20 protein-coding genes are annotated in these 19,097 nt (G+C 40.9%); 17 read left to right on the forward strand and 3 right to left on the reverse strand.

Going from position 1 to position 19,097, the window contains the following annotated elements; translation table 11 throughout:
- Positions 1–17: 17 nt before the first annotated feature.
- From PSH54_RS05490 to PSH54_RS05500, 3 genes are read right to left on the reverse strand one after another with little or no spacing between them, the layout of a single operon-like run.
- Positions 18–635, reverse strand: coding sequence for a peptidylprolyl isomerase (locus PSH54_RS05490; protein ID WP_004587149.1), 618 nt, complete (start codon positions 633–635; stop codon positions 18–20).
- A gap of 2 nt (positions 636–637) precedes the next feature.
- Positions 638–1,198: a YajG family lipoprotein gene (locus PSH54_RS05495; protein ID WP_273605660.1), complete on the reverse strand. Its 561-nt coding sequence runs from the start codon at positions 1,196–1,198 to the stop codon at positions 638–640.
- 1 nt (position 1,199) lies between these two features.
- The gene (locus PSH54_RS05500) at positions 1,200–2,342 is read right to left on the reverse strand and encodes a methyltransferase (RefSeq protein WP_024034301.1); all 1,143 of its coding nucleotides are present in this window, start codon (positions 2,340–2,342) and stop codon (positions 1,200–1,202) included.
- 42 nt (positions 2,343–2,384) lie between these two features.
- Here PSH54_RS05500 and PSH54_RS05505 point away from each other — a divergent pair, with 42 nt between their 5' ends.
- The 17 genes from PSH54_RS05505 (at position 2,385) to cyoE (ending at position 19,053) form a co-directional block, all read left to right on the forward strand.
- Positions 2,385–2,996, forward strand: a complete 612-nt coding sequence (locus PSH54_RS05505; protein ID WP_004587146.1) for an alpha-ketoglutarate-dependent dioxygenase AlkB family protein — start codon at positions 2,385–2,387, stop codon at positions 2,994–2,996.
- A 55-nt stretch (positions 2,997–3,051) separates the two neighbouring features.
- Complete coding sequence (locus PSH54_RS05510) at positions 3,052–3,363, forward strand: BolA family protein (protein ID WP_004587145.1); 312 nt, start codon at positions 3,052–3,054, stop codon at positions 3,361–3,363.
- Positions 3,364–3,487: 124 nt separating this feature from the next.
- Positions 3,488–4,681, forward strand: a complete 1,194-nt coding sequence (gene fabV, locus PSH54_RS05515) for an enoyl-ACP reductase FabV (protein WP_024034299.1) — start codon at positions 3,488–3,490, stop codon at positions 4,679–4,681.
- Positions 4,682–5,034: 353 nt separating this feature from the next.
- Positions 5,035–6,378, forward strand: coding sequence for a Na(+)-translocating NADH-quinone reductase subunit A (locus PSH54_RS05520; protein WP_004587143.1), 1,344 nt, complete (start codon positions 5,035–5,037; stop codon positions 6,376–6,378).
- A gap of 3 nt (positions 6,379–6,381) precedes the next feature.
- Positions 6,382–7,584, forward strand: coding sequence for an NADH:ubiquinone reductase (Na(+)-transporting) subunit B (locus PSH54_RS05525; RefSeq protein WP_248442969.1), 1,203 nt, complete (start codon positions 6,382–6,384; stop codon positions 7,582–7,584).
- Positions 7,577–8,329: a Na(+)-translocating NADH-quinone reductase subunit C gene (locus PSH54_RS05530; RefSeq protein WP_004587141.1), complete on the forward strand. Its 753-nt coding sequence runs from the start codon at positions 7,577–7,579 to the stop codon at positions 8,327–8,329. The genes PSH54_RS05525 and PSH54_RS05530 overlap by 8 nt, the downstream gene beginning before the upstream one ends.
- Complete coding sequence (locus tag PSH54_RS05535) at positions 8,329–8,961, forward strand: NADH:ubiquinone reductase (Na(+)-transporting) subunit D (RefSeq protein WP_004587140.1); 633 nt, start codon at positions 8,329–8,331, stop codon at positions 8,959–8,961. The genes PSH54_RS05530 and PSH54_RS05535 overlap by 1 nt, the downstream gene beginning before the upstream one ends.
- A gap of 10 nt (positions 8,962–8,971) precedes the next feature.
- Positions 8,972–9,580 carry an NADH:ubiquinone reductase (Na(+)-transporting) subunit E gene (nqrE, locus tag PSH54_RS05540; RefSeq protein WP_004587139.1) on the forward strand — a complete coding sequence of 203 codons (609 nt, stop codon included), beginning with the start codon at positions 8,972–8,974 and terminating at the stop codon, positions 9,578–9,580.
- Between the two features lie 18 nt (positions 9,581–9,598).
- A complete protein-coding gene (nqrF, locus tag PSH54_RS05545; protein WP_004587138.1) occupies positions 9,599–10,828 on the forward strand; it encodes an NADH:ubiquinone reductase (Na(+)-transporting) subunit F in 1,230 nt (409 codons plus the stop codon).
- Positions 10,829–10,926: 98 nt separating this feature from the next.
- Positions 10,927–11,958, forward strand: a complete 1,032-nt coding sequence (locus PSH54_RS05550) for an FAD:protein FMN transferase (protein ID WP_273605661.1) — start codon at positions 10,927–10,929, stop codon at positions 11,956–11,958.
- A 162-nt stretch (positions 11,959–12,120) separates the two neighbouring features.
- Positions 12,121–12,333 carry a (Na+)-NQR maturation NqrM gene (gene nqrM / locus PSH54_RS05555; protein ID WP_004587136.1) on the forward strand — a complete coding sequence of 71 codons (213 nt, stop codon included), beginning with the start codon at positions 12,121–12,123 and terminating at the stop codon, positions 12,331–12,333.
- Positions 12,334–13,495: 1,162 nt separating this feature from the next.
- Positions 13,496–13,915, forward strand: coding sequence for a hypothetical protein (locus PSH54_RS05560; protein WP_273605792.1), 420 nt, complete (start codon positions 13,496–13,498; stop codon positions 13,913–13,915).
- A gap of 311 nt (positions 13,916–14,226) precedes the next feature.
- Positions 14,227–15,180 (forward strand): ubiquinol oxidase subunit II, encoded by a 954-nt coding sequence (gene cyoA, locus PSH54_RS05565; protein ID WP_273605662.1) that lies wholly within the window; start codon positions 14,227–14,229, stop codon positions 15,178–15,180.
- A gap of 2 nt (positions 15,181–15,182) precedes the next feature.
- Complete coding sequence (gene cyoB / locus PSH54_RS05570) at positions 15,183–17,171, forward strand: cytochrome o ubiquinol oxidase subunit I (protein ID WP_004587446.1); 1,989 nt, start codon at positions 15,183–15,185, stop codon at positions 17,169–17,171.
- Positions 17,168–17,803, forward strand: a complete 636-nt coding sequence (cyoC, locus tag PSH54_RS05575) for a cytochrome o ubiquinol oxidase subunit III (protein ID WP_004587445.1) — start codon at positions 17,168–17,170, stop codon at positions 17,801–17,803. Before cyoB ends, cyoC begins: the two co-directional genes overlap by 4 nt.
- A complete protein-coding gene (gene cyoD, locus PSH54_RS05580) occupies positions 17,803–18,159 on the forward strand; it encodes a cytochrome o ubiquinol oxidase subunit IV (RefSeq protein WP_004587444.1) in 357 nt (118 codons plus the stop codon). Before cyoC ends, cyoD begins: the two co-directional genes overlap by 1 nt.
- 9 nt (positions 18,160–18,168) lie before the next feature.
- Positions 18,169–19,053, forward strand: coding sequence for a heme o synthase (gene cyoE, locus PSH54_RS05585; RefSeq protein WP_273605663.1), 885 nt, complete (start codon positions 18,169–18,171; stop codon positions 19,051–19,053).
- Positions 19,054–19,097: the final 44 nt, after the last annotated feature.

Genomic DNA, 19,097 nt, shown 5'->3' on the forward strand with positions numbered 1-19,097 from the left:
AGTTGCACCTCAGTGATTTATAATGGGGTTTGCTCAAGTACTTTAATATTTAAAATAACAACGGGCGTTTTTGGTACAAAGTCGTAGCCAATTTTTTCATTAAAGCCGGTTTCAACAGCCATAATTTTATCTAGCGTGTCGTAACCATCCATTACATTGCCAAACACGGCAAAGCCCCAATCTCTACCTGGGTTTAAATGATCGTTATCATCCATATTAAAAAAGAACTGGCGAGTTCCTGAATGCGGTTCACGGTCTTGATACGCCATAGCGATGCTGTACATATCATTTTTTAAACCGTTGCCACTTTCGTTAAATATAGGGTCGTTTTCGTGTAAGCCATCAAGGTCTTTATCGTAGCCACCGCCTTGTATTACAAAGTCACGGTCGTTTTCAACATCACGTTCTACACGGTGGAATATACTGCCTTGGTAACTTTTATCCATTACGTAGGTTAAAAAGTTATTTACCGTAATAGGGGCTTTTGAGCGGTCTAGCTCAACCACAATGCTACCCAATGACGTGACTATTTCTACACGCGGGAAAATATTGTCTTTTTGAACAAAACGGCCTTCTTGCGCGGCAAAGGTGCTTACACTAAATAGTAGGCTTAAGCAGATTAAAAATCGTTTCATTGTTAACCTTCTAAAAATTCAATTAATTCTGGGTCCGATACAATGCGGGTTATAATTTGTTCCGTCAACTTATTGAGTTGACCTTCAATTTTGGCGCGATCATGGCTCAGCGGCCCTTCTAAATTAGCACTGCCACGATACACTTTACTAAAATTGCTGGTAGAGCGAATAACACGTACGCCTAGCTCAATGTGCGCTTCGCTGGTATGGCTCATGAGCTTTTCAGTCACCTTTGCTTGCAAGGCATGAATGTCCAGTTCAAAGCGGGTTGTTGCTAGGTTAGAAATACTTGCTCCGTTACGGTTTAGCGCGCTATCTAATACGCTTTTAACAGAGGTTACAATATCTTGGCTGGCAAAGGTTTTGGTTTTACCCGACTCAACAAGCTTAAGGGTGGCGCTATCACCACGTAAATCAATAACGCTGGTACTTAAACTGGCTGAAATAACGCTAATTTGGCCACTTTTATAAACCGGGTTTAATATCACTTGGTTTGGCTGGTTACTGCATGCGCTAAACACCAGCATGGAGCAACAGGCTAAAATAAATTTAGTTAATTTCATTTTATAGCATCCCACTATTTTTAGTTGCGCTGAGCACTACAAACTTTTTGTTTGAACCTAATAGCTTACAGTTACCAAACATACGATTTAATTTATCGTGATAATCTAAATGACGATTACCTATAATACGCAGCTCGCCACCTTCTTTTAATGTATCTTTTGCTTGTTTAAACATTTGCCACGCAATGTGGTCGGTAACAGCTTGGGCTTGGTGAAATGGAGGGTTACACAACACCATATCCACACTGTCTCTTGCAAAGCCGGTTAAACAATCGTTTTCTATAAATTGGCAATCATCAAATTTATTTGCTTGGTTAAGTTCTACATTTAAACGTGCAGATTCGACCGCCATGTACGACTCATCAACAAAGGTTACCGACGCATTTGGACAGCGTGATAACGTCATTAAACCCACCACACCATTACCACAACCTAAGTCGATAATACTTTTTGCTTTTGAGGTTTGCGGCAAGTAATTAAAAAAGAACCGTGCACCTATATCTAACGAATCGCGCGAAAACACATTGGCATGGTTCGTTATATTAAAATCAGTGCCTTCAAGCTGCCAACTTACCGGGAAGTTAGCTTCTTTATAACCGCCTTTAGCTGTACTTAATATTAAACGCGACTTTTTAACGGCCAAACTTGTTTTGGTCTCGCCAATAAATTGCTCAAACGCTTTTATAGTTGAGTTATGAATTTCCTTTGTTTTACCCGCGGCAATAACCGGTGTGCCAGGGGCAAGTACTTCACTCAACTCGCTTAATTGAAACTGTAAAAACCCGACGTTACGCGGTATTTTTATAAGTACTAAATCAACCTCTTCAGGCAGCGCAGATAAGCTATCTAACTGTGTAAATTGGGCTGTTGATAGTTTATTTTCTTTTAAATTATAGGCTGCAGCTTGGTGGCTAATATAAGAATCGTTAACTGAACAAACCGTTAATTCACTAAAATAACAGGCAAGGGCACCAAACGCGTCGTTTAAAATTAGTAATGAGCGACAATCAGGGTGATGTTCGTTAACATAATTGATAAGGTACTCGTCGGCCGAATCCCACGCTTGTAAACTGCGGTTTTTTTGATCCAAAGGGAAACGTTCAAGAGTAAATGTTTTATCGCCTAGCTGGGCTTGCGTCGTCATAATGGTTTGTTGATCAGTAATCTAATGTAGGTAAATTCTAACATGCAACGGCAAAACGCCAACCCCCAACAGTTACCAAACGGCTTTTCTTATCAAAGTAAGGCGCTTAGTGCGCAAAAAAGCCTCGATTTATTTTATTATTTACAAAAAAATCTTAATTGGCAGCAGCCTAATGTTACTGTGTATGGCAGAACAGGGCCCATTCCACGTTTGCAATGTTTTATGAGCGACTTAAATATTGAATATGGTTACTCACACAGTAAACAAATAGTAGAGCCGTGGGATGAGGTGCTTTTAGCAATGCGAAAACGTTTAGAGCGACATTTAAATAAGCCGCTTAATTCGTTATTAGTCAATTATTACCGTGATGGTAACGACACCATGGGCTGGCACAGTGATGATGAAATAGAGCTAGGCCCTGAGCCTACCATTGTATGTATATCACTTGGTGCTGAGCGCGTACTTAAATTAAAGCAAAAAGCCACGAATAAAGTCACCGACTTAAAATTACAAAGCGGTAGTTGTTTAGTGATGAGTGGGCATAGTCAGCGCGACTACCAGCACGCAATCCCCAAACAAACAACGCTTGCTCACCCACGGATCAGCTTAACGTACCGCTTTATTGAGCACATTAAACAAAAGCAATTTAGTTAGTTAAATTAACTTGTTATAGTAGCTGCACAAATCAGTGACTAAATATGGTGTTTTAATGTCAATGCAACAACAAATTCAAGACAAGCTTAGTAGCGCGATTGCCTGTAAGCATTTAAACGTAATTAACGAAAGCCATATGCACAGCGCCGGTACTGAGTCGCATTTTAAAGTAATTGTGGTAAGCGAAGAATTTGCGGGTAAACGATTATTACAGCGCCACCGCCAAATTAACGAAGTACTAAAAGATGAGCTAGCAAATCATATTCATGCCTTAGCGATTCATACGTACACGCCAGATGAATTTTCAGAGCAAGGTGGCGAAGCACCTGACTCTCCAAATTGTATGGGCGGCTCAAAGCTAAATTAACCACAATGTACGTTAGCCAATATAAATAGGGGTATTTGATCAGGTTTAACTGATCAGATCAGTGTTTTTAGTATTAGCCTTTAAACTAGCGCTAATTTTTATTGTAAAAGATATAGGATGATCAATGGTCATTAAGCCTAAAATTCGTGGATTTATTTGTACTAACGCACACCCTGTAGGATGTGCAGAGCATGTTCAAGAGCAAATTAACTATGTAAAACAACAAGGCGAATTAAAAGATGCGCCTAAAAATGTACTCGTAATTGGTGCATCTACTGGCTACGGCTTAGCGTCTCGTATTACGGCTGCATTTGGCGGTGGGGCTAAAACACTGGGTATTTTCTTTGAAAAAGAAGGTACAGAGCGTAAAACAGGTTCTGCTGGTTGGTACAATACAGCAGCATTTCAAGACGCTGCAGATGAAGCTGGGCTTTGGTCAAAAAATATTAATGGCGATGCGTTTTCTAACGAAATTAAGCAAAAAGCAATCGAGACAATCAAAGCAGATTTAGGCAAAGTAGACTGTATTATTTACAGCTTAGCATCGCCTCGTCGTACCGATCCAAATACAGGTGAGGTGTATTCATCTACACTTAAACCTATTGGCAGTGCTGTAACTACAAAAAATTTAAATACGTCAAAGCGCGAAATTGACGAAGTAACAGTAGAAGCCGCAAGCCAAGATGACATCGACAACACCATTAAAGTGATGGGCGGTGAAGATTGGGAAATGTGGATTGATGCATTAAAAGAAGCAGACGTACTAGCCGATAACTTTAAAACCACGGCTTATACTTATATAGGTAAAGAGTTAACGTGGCCAATCTACGGGCACGCAACGATAGGTAAAGCAAAAGAAGATTTAGACCGAGCAACTGCCGCAATTAAAGAATCGACAAAAGATTTAAATGGTCAAGCCTATGTGTCGTCGTTAAATGCTGTTGTTACGCAGGCAAGCTCTGCTATTCCTATTATGCCGCTATATATCTCTGCTTTATTTAAAGTAATGAAAGCCGATGGCACTTATGAAGGCACTATTGAGCAAATTCATGCTTTATTTAGCGAAAACCTATACGGTGAAAACCCACGCTTTGACGAGGGCGGTCACTTATTCCAAAACTACAAAGAGCTAGAGGACGATGTACAAGCACGTGTGCAAGCTGTTTGGGATAAAGTAGATACGAGCTCAATTGATGAGCTAACCGATTATGTAGGCTACCATAACGAATTTTTACGTTTATTTGGTTTTGGCATTGACGCTGTTGACTATGAGCAAGATGTAGATGCAGTGAAGCCAATTGCAAACATGATTGACTAATCATACTTTGTAATTATAAAAAGTCGCTTATTGCGGCTTTTTTGCTTTTAGTGTTTTAGATATTTTGTGGCAGTTAGGTGCTTAGGCTACCACTTTGGTCTACCTTGATTTTTATTTAAAACACTTAACAAAACTAAATAAGCGTTTCTGTCGTATAATTTTCATAAATACACTCGCATAGTCGTACATAATGATGTTAAAATCGAAGCAATATGTGAGGAGTTTTACTGCGTTGCTTGTTTGATATTCCTAGCAAGTTGTTCTTTTGTACCTTGATATATCTTGGATAACTCAAGTGGCGACGTGGTTGATACGATTTTTCAGTTTCTTTCCGTTAATTAATGCAAGTGCGTATGATCAACATAAAAAAAGGTCTGGATTTACCCATAGAGGGCGCGCCTCAGCAAGTTATTCATGATGGTTCTGCCATCAAACGTGTAGCTGTGCTAGGTGAAGAGTTTATCGGTATGCGTCCAACCATGCATGTTCGTGTGGATGACCAAGTCAAAAAAGGCCAGGTACTTTTTGAAGACAAAAAGAACCCAGGCGTCCTATTTACTGCACCAGCTTCTGGTACAGTAAAAGAAATTAATCGTGGTGCTAAACGTGTGCTGCAATCTGTTGTTATTGAAGTAAACGGCAGTGAGCAAATCACCTTTGACTCTTTCAATGCAGATGAGCTTGCAAGCTTATCGCGTGAAAAAGCCAAAGAAGTACTTGTTCAGTCAGGTCAATGGACAGCACTTCGTGCTCGCCCATTTAGCAAAATAGCTGCGCTGGATGCAAATCCTAGCTCTATATTTGTAACCGCTATCGACACAAACCCTCTTGCTGCAGATCCTGCAGTAATTATTGCCGAAAATGCAGCTGCATTTGAAGCGGGTCTTGCTGTTGTTTCGCGTTTGACCGATGGCAAAGTATTTGTATGTAAGCAAGCTGGCAGTCAAGTTCCTAGCTCGTCTATCGCTCAAGTAGAAGTACATGAGTTCGGTGGCGTGCATCCAGCAGGCTTAGTTGGTACTCATATTCATCACCTTGATGCAGTATCTGTTAATAAACAAGTTTGGCATATTGGTTACCAAGACGTTATCGCGTATGGTCACTTATTCCTTACTGGTGAAATCAACACAGACCGTGTTATTTCGCTTGCAGGTCCTCGCGTTAAAAACCCTCGTTTAGTGAAAACACAACTAGGTGCTTCATTAGATGATTTAGTGGCAGGCGAATTAGAAGACGGTGATAACCGTGTTATTTCTGGTTCTGTTTTATCTGGCGCTATTTCTTCAGGTCCTCATGCATTCTTAGGTCGCTACCACGTTCAAGTATCTGTTTTACTTGAAGGTCGCGAAAAAGAGCTGTTTGGTTGGATTGCACCAGGTAGTGATAAATTCTCTGTAACGCGTACATTCCTTTCTCACCTTGCACCGAGTCGTTTATTTAAAATGACAACGTCTACAGGTGGTTCAAAACGTGCCATGGTACCAATTGGTAGCTACGAGCGCGTAATGCCGTTAGATATTTTGCCAACTCTATTATTACGTGACTTAATTTCACGTGACTTAGACAGTGCAATTTCATTAGGCGCGCTTGAACTTGATGAAGAAGATTTAGCGTTATGTACCTTCGTTTGTCCGGGCAAATACGAGTATGGTTCTATCCTACGCGATTGCTTAACAACGATCGAGAAGGAAGGCTAAGAGATGGGTTTAAAGAAATTTTTAGAAGACATTGAGCCGCATTTTGAACCAGGTGGTAAACACGAAAAATGGTACGCCCTGTATGAAGCAGCCGCGACTATTTTTTACACGCCAGGTTATGTAAATAAAGGCGCAACTCACGTTCGCGATAATATCGACCTAAAACGCATGATGATTTTAGTGTGGATGGCGACGTTCCCAGCTATGTTTTTTGGTATGTTCAACATCGGTCATCAGGCCGCAGGTGCTTTAGCACAAGGTTTTGAACTAGCAAACTCTTGGCAGGTTGGCTTGTTCCAGTTAGTTGGTGGTGAATTAACCGCTGAGTCGGGCTGGGGCGCTAAAATGTTCTACGGGGCATGTTTCTTCTTACCAATATACGCCGTTACTTTTGCAGTAGGTGGTTTTTGGGAAGTACTATTTGCTTCTGTGCGTAAGCATGAAGTTAACGAAGGTTTCTTCGTAACCTCTGTATTATTTGCACTTATTTTGCCTGCGACTATTCCTTTATGGCAAGTGGCGCTAGGTATTACGTTTGGTGTTGTTATTGCTAAAGAAATCTTTGGTGGTACAGGCCGTAACTTCTTAAACCCTGCATTAGCGGGCCGTGCGTTCTTATTCTTCGCATACCCTGCACAAATTTCAGGTGACACAGTATGGACTGCAGTAGACTCGTTCTCTGGTGCAACTATGCTAGGTCAAGCGTTTGTAGGCACTCTTGATTACAGCAACATGGAGCTATGGTGGAATGCGTTTTACGGTTTCATTCAAGGTTCTGTAGGTGAGACATCTACTCTTGCTGTGCTTATTGGTGGCTTATTCTTAATTTACGTTCGCATCGCTTCTTGGCGCATTGTACTAGGTGTATTCCTAGGTATGGTGGCAACTGCATTCTTATTAAATGCGGTTGGCTCTGAGAGCAACCCTGTATTTGCAATGCCTTGGCATTGGCATTTAGTACTGGGTGGTTTTGCGTTTGGTATGTTCTTTATGGCTACTGACCCTGTATCAGCTGCATTTACCGATAAAGGTAAGTTCGCATACGGCGCGCTTATTGGCTTTATGGTAGTTATGATCCGTGTAGTAAACCCTGCTTTCCCAGAAGGCATGATGCTAGCAATCTTATTTGCTAACTTATTTGCTCCACTGTTCGATCACTTTGTAGTGCAAGCTAATATCAAGCGGAGGTTGGCACGTAATGTCTAGTAATAACGAATCAATCGGCAAAACGTTAACGGTTGTTGTGGCACTATGTTTAGTGTGTGCAATTATTGTATCGTTTGCTTCTGTACAGCTTCGTCCTTTACAGCAAGCTAATAAAACTCAAGATATTCAACGTAATATCTTAGCAGCAGCTGATATTGAAATTGCAAACTCTGTATCTGACACATTCGATGGCAAAATCGAAGCACGTGTTGTTGATATGGACACTGGCGAATTTGTTGAAGATGCTGATCCAAACTCATTTGATTTCGAAAAATCGAAATTCGACCAACAAAGAAGTTTTGCACTTAAAGCAGAAGGGATTAAGGACATCGCTGGTATTCAGCGTATGACTAAAAACTCACCTGTTTACATCTCTAAAAAAGAAGATGGTTCTACAGATGCAATCATTTTACCTATCCAAGGTTACGGCCTTTGGGGTGTAATGTATGGTTTCTTAGCGCTTGAAAGCGATGGCGAAACAGTTAAAAACATCAACTTTTACAAGCATAGCGAAACACCAGGCCTGGGTGGCGAAATTCAAAACCCACAATGGACAGCTAAATGGCAAGGTAAAGAGTTACCTATTAACATTATGAAAAGCGGTGCTAGCAACGAACATCAAATTGATGGTTTATCAGGTGCTACACTAACTTCTAATGGTGTTGATCACACAGTTGACTTTTGGACTGGTGAAAACGGCTTTGGTCCTTTCCTTGCGAAGGTACGTGAAGGAGCGTTGAAATAATGGCTGATACTAAAGAAATGAAGTCGGTCCTATTTGGTCCGGTTTTAGCTAACAACCCAATCGCATTACAAGTACTAGGTATTTGTTCTGCTCTGGCGGTAACGTCTAGCTTAAAAAATGCCTTAATCATGTCAATTGCTTTGACATTAGTAACGGCGTTTTCTAGCTTGTTCATTTCAAGCATTCGTAACCACATACCTTCATCAGTACGTATTATCGTACAGATGACGATAATTGCTTCACTAGTAATTGTTGTAGACCAAGTATTACAAGCATTCTCTTACGCTACGGCGAAAGAGCTTTCTGTATTCGTTGGCCTAATCATTACTAACTGTATTGTAATGGGTCGTGCTGAAGCGTACGCAATGAAGTCGCCGCCACTTATGTCATTTTTAGATGGTATTGGTAATGGCTTAGGCTACTCAGTGGTATTACTTACTGTTGGTTTCATTCGTGAGCTATTTGGTAAGGGAACACTATTCGGTGTTGATATTATCCCATTAGTACAAGATGGTGGTTGGTATCAACCTATGGGTCTATTGATTTTACCACCGAGTGCATTCTTCATCATTGGTTTATTCATATGGGTACTTCGTACTTATAAGAAAGACCAAGTAGAAGCTAAAGCGTAAGGGGCAAGCAGTGGAACATTATATTAGTTTATTTGTAAAAGCGGTTTTTATTGAAAACTTAGCTTTAGCTTTCTTCCTAGGTATGTGTACTTTCTTAGCAGTATCTAAAAAAGTAACTACATCAATTGGCCTAGGTGTAGCCGTTATTGTGGTACTGGGCATTTCTGTACCAGTAAATAACTTGGTTTACCATGCCGTACTTGCACCGGGTGCATTAGAGTGGCTTGGTTACCCTGAAGCAGACCTTAGCTTTTTACGTTTCTTAACGTTCATTGGTGTTATTGCAGCACTCGTGCAAATTTTGGAAATGGCATTAGATAAGTTTTTCCCTGCACTTTACAACGCATTAGGTATCTTCTTACCATTAATCACAGTTAACTGTGCGATTTTTGGTGCGGTATCATTCATGGTTGAGCGTAACTATAACTTCGGCGAGTCTGTTGTTTATGGTGTTGGCGCTGGTGTTGGTTGGGCGCTTGCAATTACATTACTTGCAGGTATCCGTGAGAAAATGAAATATTCAGACGTGCCAGATGGCCTACGTGGTTTAGGGATTACCTTCATCACTGTTGGTTTAATGGGTCTTGGCTTTATGTCATTCTCTGGTATTTCACTGTAAAGGTAGCGAGGATAAATCATGAGTTATGAGATTTTCTTAGGCGTTGGTGTTTTCATCGCTATCGTTGTACTACTAGTTTTAGTTATCATTGGTGCTAAATCTAAGTTAGTTGCAAGCGGTGACATCATCATCGGTATTAATGGCGATCCAGACAAAGCCATTAAAACATCAGCAGGTAGCAAGCTTTTAGGCGCGCTATCTGAATCAGGTATTTTCGTATCATCTGCGTGTGGTGGCGGTGGCTCTTGTGGTCAGTGTCGTGTACACATTAAAGAAGGTGGTGGCGATATCTTACCAACAGAACTTGATCACATTTCTAAAGGTGAAGCCCGTGAAGGCTGTCGTTTAGCGTGTCAGGTAAATGTTAAAAACGACATGGAAATTGAACTTGAAGAGTCAATTTTCGGTGTTAAAAAATGGGATTGTGAAGTTATCTCTAACGATAACAAAGCAACGTTCATTAAAGAGCTTAAGCTACAAATTCCAGATGGCGAATCAGTGCCTTTCCGTGCGGGTGGTTACATCCAAATCGAAGCGCCTGCTCACCATGTTAAATACGCAGATTTCGATATTCCTGAAGAGTATCGTGGCGACTGGAATCACTTTGGTTTCTTCGACCTGGAGTCAAAAGTAGACGACGAAACAATTCGTGCATACTCAATGGCTAACTACCCAGAAGAAGAAGGCATTATTATGCTTAACGTGCGTATTGCTACGCCGCCGCCAAGAAACCTAAGCCTACCATGTGGTAAAATGTCATCGTACATTTGGTCACTTAAAGCAGGCGACAAGGTAACTATTTCAGGTCCATTTGGTGAGTTCTTCGCTAAAGACACCGACGCTGAAATGGTATTCGTAGGTGGTGGTGCAGGTATGGCACCAATGCGTTCACATATCTTTGACCAACTTAAGCGTTTAAACTCTAAGCGTAAGATTAGTTTCTGGTATGGTGCGCGTTCTGAGCGTGAAATGTTCTATGTTGAAGATTTCGACGGCTTAGCAGCTGAAAACGATAACTTTGTATGGCATACCGCATTGTCTGACCCACAACCAGAAGATAACTGGGAAGGTTACACAGGCTTTATCCATAACGTACTTTATGAAAACTACTTGAAAGATCATGAAGCGCCAGAAGATTGTGAGTTCTACATGTGTGGTCCTCCAATGATGAACGCGGCTGTTATCGGCATGCTTAAAGACCTAGGTGTAGAAGACGAAAACATCTTACTAGATGACTTCGGTGGCTAACACCCATATCAAAACAGCTTAGTTTTGGTTAAAATACGGGCCTCGTCGCACTTTGTGCTACGGGGCTTTTTTTATTTTATTTTACATGGGCTAAATTAATGAACAGAGTAAGCAGTTCTCAAGGCGCTATCAGTATTTTTTTATTAACTATAATGCTATTTATCTCTGGCTGTGGGGCTGATAAAACACCTCAGGAGGTATTTTTAGAAGGCAAAACGATGGGCACCACCTATCATATTAAATACTTTGCCGACGATAAAAGCGTTGATGCCACTAAATTACAGCAGCAAATAGATACGCAATTGAAAGCGGTTAATCAGTCTATGTCTACGTATATCCCCGATTCCGAAATTAACACATTTAATAAATTACCCGCCAACCAAGTTATGCCAATTAGTGAAGACTTTAGGGCTGTGGTGAGTGAATCGATTCGTTTAGGTAAGTCGACCAAAACGCTCGATGTTACGATGGGCCCGTTAATAGATTTATGGGGCTTTGGACCTGATAAAAAACCAACTAAGCGCCCAAGTGATGAAGCACTTGCTGCAATGATTGAAAAAATTGGTGTAGATAAACTAAATCTTACTGAGCAGGGCCTTGCTAAAACAGTTGATGGTTTAGAGCTGTCGTTTTCGGCCACAGCGAAAGGGTATGGCATTGATAAAGTAGCGCAATTACTTGAAAGCCAAAACATTAGTAACTACATGGTAGAAATAGGCGGGGAGCTGCGCATTGGCGGTGAAAAGCCAAATAACCAAGATTGGAAAATCGCGATAGAGCAGCCAGATGCGCCACCAGGCGAGCGAAAAGTTCACCGTGTATTAGCGCCCGGTACGAATGGCATTGCAACATCAGGTGACTACCGTATTTTTTATAAAATGGATGGCGAAACTTACACTCATTTAATTGACCCAGTAACAGGCATGCCAATCAAACATGACTTAGTGTCGGTTACTGTATTACATCCTAGTGCAATGACCGCAGATGGCTTAGCAACCGCATTAACGGTTATGGGAATGGACGATGCTAAAGCATACGCTGAAAAGCACGATATACCTGTGTACTTAATGGCTAAATCAGACAAAGGCATTGTGACTTACGCGAGCACTGCATTTAAACCTTATTTGTAATATAATGGCGTTTAGCTAAAGCTTTATTCGTGCTAAACGCATATTACAACCGATTTTTTGAAATAGACTTCTCTCGCATCTATGTGGGTTTTGGGTGTATAATTTAGCGGTCGCTCAACAATGTTTGAGCATAATTTATTGCTGATCAATAGGGGCTAAGCAATGTCACTTTTTCTTCTTACATTTGGTTTATTAATTTTAATCGTGATAGCTATGGCTGTTGGTATGATCGTGCAAAGAAAATCTATGGCAAGTAGTTGCGGTGGATTAGGCTCGGTAGGTATTGATAAAGCCTGTGATTGTGACGATCCATGTGATAAGCGTAAAAAGCGTATGGCTAAAGAGCAAGCCTGGAAAGAAAACCAAATTATTTAAGCAGTAGCTTAATGATAAAAAGCGCCTTATGGCGCTTTTTTTGTACCTGTATATTTAGTGCTCATATCTTCTTTTAATTAAACACAACCTTAATGTATTAGACCAAGGTCTATAGTTTAGTTTTTTTCACTTATTAGGTTTATTTTTCTCGTTTGTCAAATTGGAGCTAACACTCTAAAGTTTAACCATAGACACAGAGCAAGGCTCTAGTCATAAGCTTGAGGCATAAAAGTTAGCCTCGCTTAAAAGAATCTTTATATTGTGTGTGAAGATGTTGTCAGTGTGAAAGGCAGCTCAAGTTCGGTGGTGACTTAGCTTGAGTTGTTTTTATTCTCTACAATTGCCACGCAGTGTAAACCAAGAATCTTTATATTGTGTGTGAAGATGTTGTCAGTGTGAAAGGCAACTCAAGTTCGGTGGTGACTTAGCTTGAGTTGTTTTTATTCCCCTACAATTGCCACGCAGTGTAAACCAAAAATCTTTATATTGTGTGTGAAGATGTTGTCAGTGTGAAAGGCAACTCAAGGTCGGTGGTGACTGGTTTTGAGTTGTTTTTATCTCCTACAATTGCCACGCAGTGTAAACCAAAAATCTTTATATTGTGTGTGAAGATGTTGTCAGTGTGAAAGGCAACTCAAGGTCGGTGGTGACTGGTTTTGAGTTGTTTTTATTCCCTACAATTGCCACGCAGTGTAAACCAAGAATCTTTATATGTGTGTGAAGATGTTGTCAGTGTGAAAGGCGGCTCAAGTTCGGTGGTGACTGAATTTGGGCTGTTTTTGTTTGTGCGGCTTTATTTTTAACTTCATTAATCCCCCTTATCTCTACTCCTCACGCTTCCTAAATATAAAATATTTATAAACTAAGTCTTTATTTTTATTATGTTATTTTTTATTAACAAAATAGCTGCGAAAGCTTAACGCAAAACTTTATATTTTTTGTTGAACCGAAAACTGTCTTTGTTATACTCAGCATCGAACTTTCAGTAAGTTTTGAAAGTTTATTTGATACGGATCAATTCTCACTAGGTAAATGTGTGCTAGCCGGTTTGATTGTATTTAGCACCTCGTTTTAGGGCTTACAGCAGCAATGTTTTTTAATTTTTCCATTGCGCGCTTTATTACTCTAATTTTGTTATTAGTCATTTAGTAGGTTAATGTCTTTGAACACACTTTCTTTGCATCATACAAATACGGCTGTTGCTTCTGGCAAACCGCAAACGTGTGAACGCTTGAATAAAGCGGGCAAGGGCATGTGTGTTGCTATAACATTATTAGTGTTTAATACGGTAATGCTGCTAAGTGGTGCATTAGAGGATGCCTTTCAGCTTGAAGCGTTATTTAGCAATGGCTCTATTGTTGAGCCTGTTTTGCTGCACATTACGCAATTTTTAGCTCATCCGATCATATCTAGTCAGTTACTCATTGGCCTTTGCTGGTTATTGTTCCATATTTTTCCAGCGCGTCGTGCTGGAATAATCCTTCGTAAAGCCGCTTTCGCTTTTCGCGAGGCAAAAGTACACCAACCTGTGTCCGCTGCACATGGTTGTCGTGCTCCACCTAGCTTTACAGGTTGTCTGTAAGGCTTCACTTGTTGCTGGTTTTAATTATTTTTTCTTGCTGTAAATAATTAAAGTTTGCATTAGCAATGTAGCCGCGTGTTTTAATCACGTCAGCCAACCAACACTCACCCAAGTTAACTTTTATTACGTTATATAAATGCGTTTAGAAGCTGGGTTTGTTGCTAGGTATTTTTTTGCATCCACTTGCAGCGGGTTCAGTCCCCTTTATTTTTATAATTTAGTTCTAGTTAACTTGGGTTTTTATTGAAAAATCGTTGCTTAATTTTTATTCAAAGCAGCAAATTAAAACTCTAGGTTTGTAGGATACTCCCTTGTTAATTCGTAACCTTTGTAATATTGCTTTAGCTAGTACGGTGCTGGCGTTGTCAGGCTGTAAAGGCGGGATACTCGATCCAAAAGGCCAAATAGGTATTGATGAGAAAAACTTAATCATCATTGCTACTGTCCTTATGCTGCTCGTAGTAATCCCCGTTATTGTGATGACTTTGTATTTCGCATGGAAATACCGAGACACACAAGATCATGAAATTTATGCACCAAAATGGGCTCATTCAAATAAGATTGAAGCCGTTGTTTGGGCTGTTCCTATTGTTATCGTTATTATTTTAGGTGTTATTACCTGGCAGTCTACCCAAGACTTAGACCCCTATAAACCTATTGAAGGTAAAGGCGAGCACCTCACTGTAGAGGTGGTTTCATTAAACTGGAAGTGGCTATTTATTTACCCAGAGCAAGGTATTGCAACGGTAAATGAATTGGTATTTCCGGCAAATGTGCCGGTGGAATACAAAATCACTTCAGAAAGCACAATGAACTCGTTTTTTATTCCTCAGCTAGGTAGTCAAATTTATTCTATGGCAGGCATGGAAACCAAGCTTCATTTAATCGCAAATGAGCCGGGCACATTTAAAGGCTTTTCTGCTAATTACAGTGGCGCAGGTTTTACCGGTATGAAGTTCAATGCCATTGCCACCTCAACACAAGCTGATTTTGACAAGTGGGTAACAAGCGTTAAAGCCAATGCTAATAACCTCACGCATGCCAATTATGTTGAACTTGCAAAAGCCAGTGAAAACAATCCTGTTGCCTATTATGGCAAGGTCGACGACGGCCTATTTCATACCATTGTTATGAAGTATATGCAGGCACATGGCGATATGAACAAAAAACATCAAGCGATGAGCGATCATGGGCAAATGAGCAAAAAGCACCATGAAATGAATGAACACGCAATGCCTTCATCTCACAGCCAGGGCGAGGAATAATAATGTCGTTTTTAGGTAAACTTTCACTCGACGCAATTCCGTTTCATGAGCCAATTATAATGGTTACCATGACGGTGATAGCGATTGCCGGGCTTATTATTGCCGGGCTTATTACTAAATATAAAAAGTGGGGCGTGCTTTGGCACGACTGGATCACCTCTGTTGATCATAAACGCTTAGGCGTAATGTACATCTTTTTAGCATTAATAATGCTGTTTCGTGGTTTTTCTGATGCCATTATGATGCGTGCGCAGTTAGCACTTGCTACTAGCGGTGCACCAGGTTATTTGCCTCCTGAGCATTACGACCAAATATTTACAGCGCACGGCGTTATCATGATCATATTTATGGCTATGCCATTTATGATTGGCCTAATGAACATTGTATTGCCACTACAAATTGGCGCACGCGATGTCGCTTTTCCATTTTTAAATAACCTAAGTTTTTGGTTTACTGCCAGCGGTGCCATTTTAATTAACTTGTCGCTTGTATTTGGTGAGTTTGCAAAAACAGGTTGGGTGGCGTATCCGCCGCTTTCAGAGCTGACCTTTAGCCCTGGGGTGGGGGTTGATTATTATATTTGGGCCTTGCAAATTTCCGGACTCGGTACGCTTTTAACTGCAGTAAACTTTTTAGCGACTGTGTTTAAAATGCGTGCCCCAGGTATGACCCTAATGAAAATGCCAATTTTTACATGGGCATGTACATGGGCAAATATTTTAATTGCAGCATCTTTCCCTATTTTAACTGCTGTGCTGGGCATGCTAACGCTTGACCGTTACCTTGATTTTCACTTTTTTACCAATGCAGCGGGCGGCAACGCCATGATGTACATCAACCTGTTTTGGGCGTGGGGTCACCCTGAGGTTTATATTTTGGTACTGCCTGCTTTTGGTATTTTTTCTGAAATTATCTCAACCTTTGCCGGTAAACGTTTATTTGGTTACAAATCGATGGTGTATGCCAGCGGTGCAATCTCTATTTTAGGTTTTATTGTTTGGCTACACCACTTTTTCACCATGGGGTCGAGCGCCAACGTTAATGCGTTCTTTGGGGTAATGACCATGGTTATTGCCGTCCCAACTGGCGTTAAGCTATTCAACTGGTTGTTTACCATTTACCGCGGCCGTTTACGTATCAGCGTTCCTGTACTTTGGACATTAGGCTTTATGGTTACCTTTACAGTAGGCGGTATGACCGGCGTACTACTGGCTATTCCGGGTGCCGATTACGTGTTGCATAACAGTTTATTCTTAATTGCGCATTTCCATAACACAATCATTGGTGGCGCTGTATTTGGCTACCTTGCAGGTTTTGTATTTTGGTTTCCTAAAGCAATGGGCTTTAAGCTTAGCGAAAAATGGGGTAAAGCGTCTTTCTGGTGTTGGATAGTTGGTTTCTTCGTGGCGTTTATGCCGTTGTATGTACTTGGTTTCTTAGGTATGACACGTCGCTTAAACCACACTAATAACCCAGATTGGAACATGTGGTTATACATTGCAGCAGGCGGTGCTGTCATTATTATGTTTGGTATTATTTTCCAAGTCGTGCAGCTATTTGTCAGCTTTAGAGACCGTGAAGCACTTGATGATACAACCGGCGATCCGTGGAACGGCCATACACTAGAATGGGCAACTAGCTCACCTCCACAAGTGTATAACTTTGCCACTATTCCTCACGTTGATGACATTGATGCATGGACCGAAGCGAAAGAAAAAGGCCAAGCGTATCAAACAAAAGCAAGCTACAGCCCAATTCATATGCCTAAAAACACAGCATCTGGGGTGTTAATTGCAGCAAGCTTAACTGTATTTAGCTTTGCCATGATCTGGCATATCTGGTGGTTAGCTGCCGTTGGTTTTGTTGGCGCAATTGCCTTATTTATCAAGCGTTGTTACACCAGCGATGTTGATTACTATATACAACCTGATGAAATCGCACGTATTGAAGCTGCGTATAATTCTAGTGGAAATAAGGAGCTAAGCGCGTGAGTACACTATCTGCGAATGTAGAAACTGCCCATTTAGACTCAGTTTCGCACGATGCTCATGCACATGAGCATCACGATACCTCTGGCGATACAATCTTTGGCTTTTGGTTATACCTAATGACCGATTGCCTATTATTTGCCTCGTTTTTTGCCACTTACGCCGTGCTGTTTATGAACACAGCCGGTGGTGTATCAGGTAAAGACATTTTTGAACTCGACTTTGTTGCTGTAGAAACAGCGGCGCTACTCATTAGTAGTATTACTTTTGGCTTTGCCATGATTGCCGCACAAGGGCAAAAAAAGGCACTAACACTCACCTGGTTGTTTATTACCTTTTGTTTAGGTGCTGTGTTTATAGGTATGGAAATTTACGAGTTTCACCACCTAATTGTACATGGCAATGGTCCACAACAAAGTGCCTTTTTAACCTCATTCTTCTCGTTAGTAGGCTTACATGGTTTGCACGTAACTGCGGGTTTAATTTGGATGAGTATTATGATGATAGAAGTGGCTAAACGTGGCTTAGGTAAACAAACAGTGACACGCTTAAGCTGCCTAAGCCTATTTTGGCACTTCTTAGACATTGTTTGGATTTGTGTATTTACCGTTGTTTATTTAATGGGAGCAATGTAATGAGCCACAGCGAAGCGCACGCGTTAAAGCAAATGCAAAACGAGCACCATGATGAGTCTCATGGCAGTGTTAAAACGTACTTAATAGGCTTTGTGCTATCAATAATTTTAACCGCGATACCGTTTTACATGGTAATGGAAGGCGACTTTTCAAAAGTAACTACGCTTTGGAGCATTGTTACTTTAGCTATTGTACAAATTTGGGTGCACTTAAAATACTTTCTACACCTTAATTTTACGACAGAAGATGGCCGTGCAAGTACCTTCTCATTTTTATTCAGTGCCCTAATTATCGTCATGGTTGTTGGGTTATCGGTTTGGATAATTTACGAATCTAACGCAATGATGATGTACTAGGAGTTGAAGATGTTTCGTCGTTATTTATCAGTGACTAAGCCAGGCATTATTATGGGCAACCTTATCAGCGTTGCAGGCGGTTTTTTACTTGCCTCGCGCGGGGATATAGACCCATGGCTAATGGTTGTTACGCTTATTGGTTTGTCACTTGTGGTTGCATCGGGCTGTGCTATCAACAATGTAATTGATAGAGACATAGATGTAGCCATGGCACGTACTCGTACGCGGGTTACAGTAACAGGCGAAATGTCGGCCTTTGCTGCACTGAATCACGGGCTTTTATTGGGGGTTGTAGGGTTTGGTTTACTCATTGCTTACACCACACAAGCCGCGGTATTTTTTGCAGCGTTTGGCTATGTCATTTATGTTGGGGTTTATAGCCTTTACATGAAGCGCAACTCAGTTTATGGCACGTTTGTAGGTAGCCTTTCTGGCGCAGTGCCCCCTGTTGTAGGTTACTGCGCTGTAACCGGGCAGTTCGATATAGGTGCATTAATACTATTAGTTATGTTTAGTCTGTGGCAAATGCCGCATTCATATGCCATTGCTATTTTTCGCTTTAAAGATTACCAAGCCGCAGGTATCCCCGTATTACCCGTAGCGCAAGGGATTGATAAAGCGAAGCGCCATATTGTACTTTATATTGCAGTGTACGCTTTAGTCGTCATGCTATTACCAATAAGTGGCTACACTGGCACCGCCTTTATGGCAGTGGCGTGTATTACCAGTTTTTGGTGGTTACTTATGGCCCTGCGTGGCTATCGCCGTAATGTTAATTTAACGAGCTGGGCACGCCAAGTGTTTGCTTTTTCTATTATAAATATTACAGCACTCAGTATAGCTATGGCCGTTGACTACCACAGCGCAGCGCCACAACTGCTTACACTGATATAATTTTTAAAACTTTATATTTCCAAAGTTAATCCAAAGGCTCGAAA

The organism is Pseudoalteromonas sp. Angola-30 (assembly GCF_028599215.1).
Lineage (GTDB): Bacteria > Pseudomonadota > Gammaproteobacteria > Enterobacterales > Alteromonadaceae > Pseudoalteromonas > Pseudoalteromonas atlantica.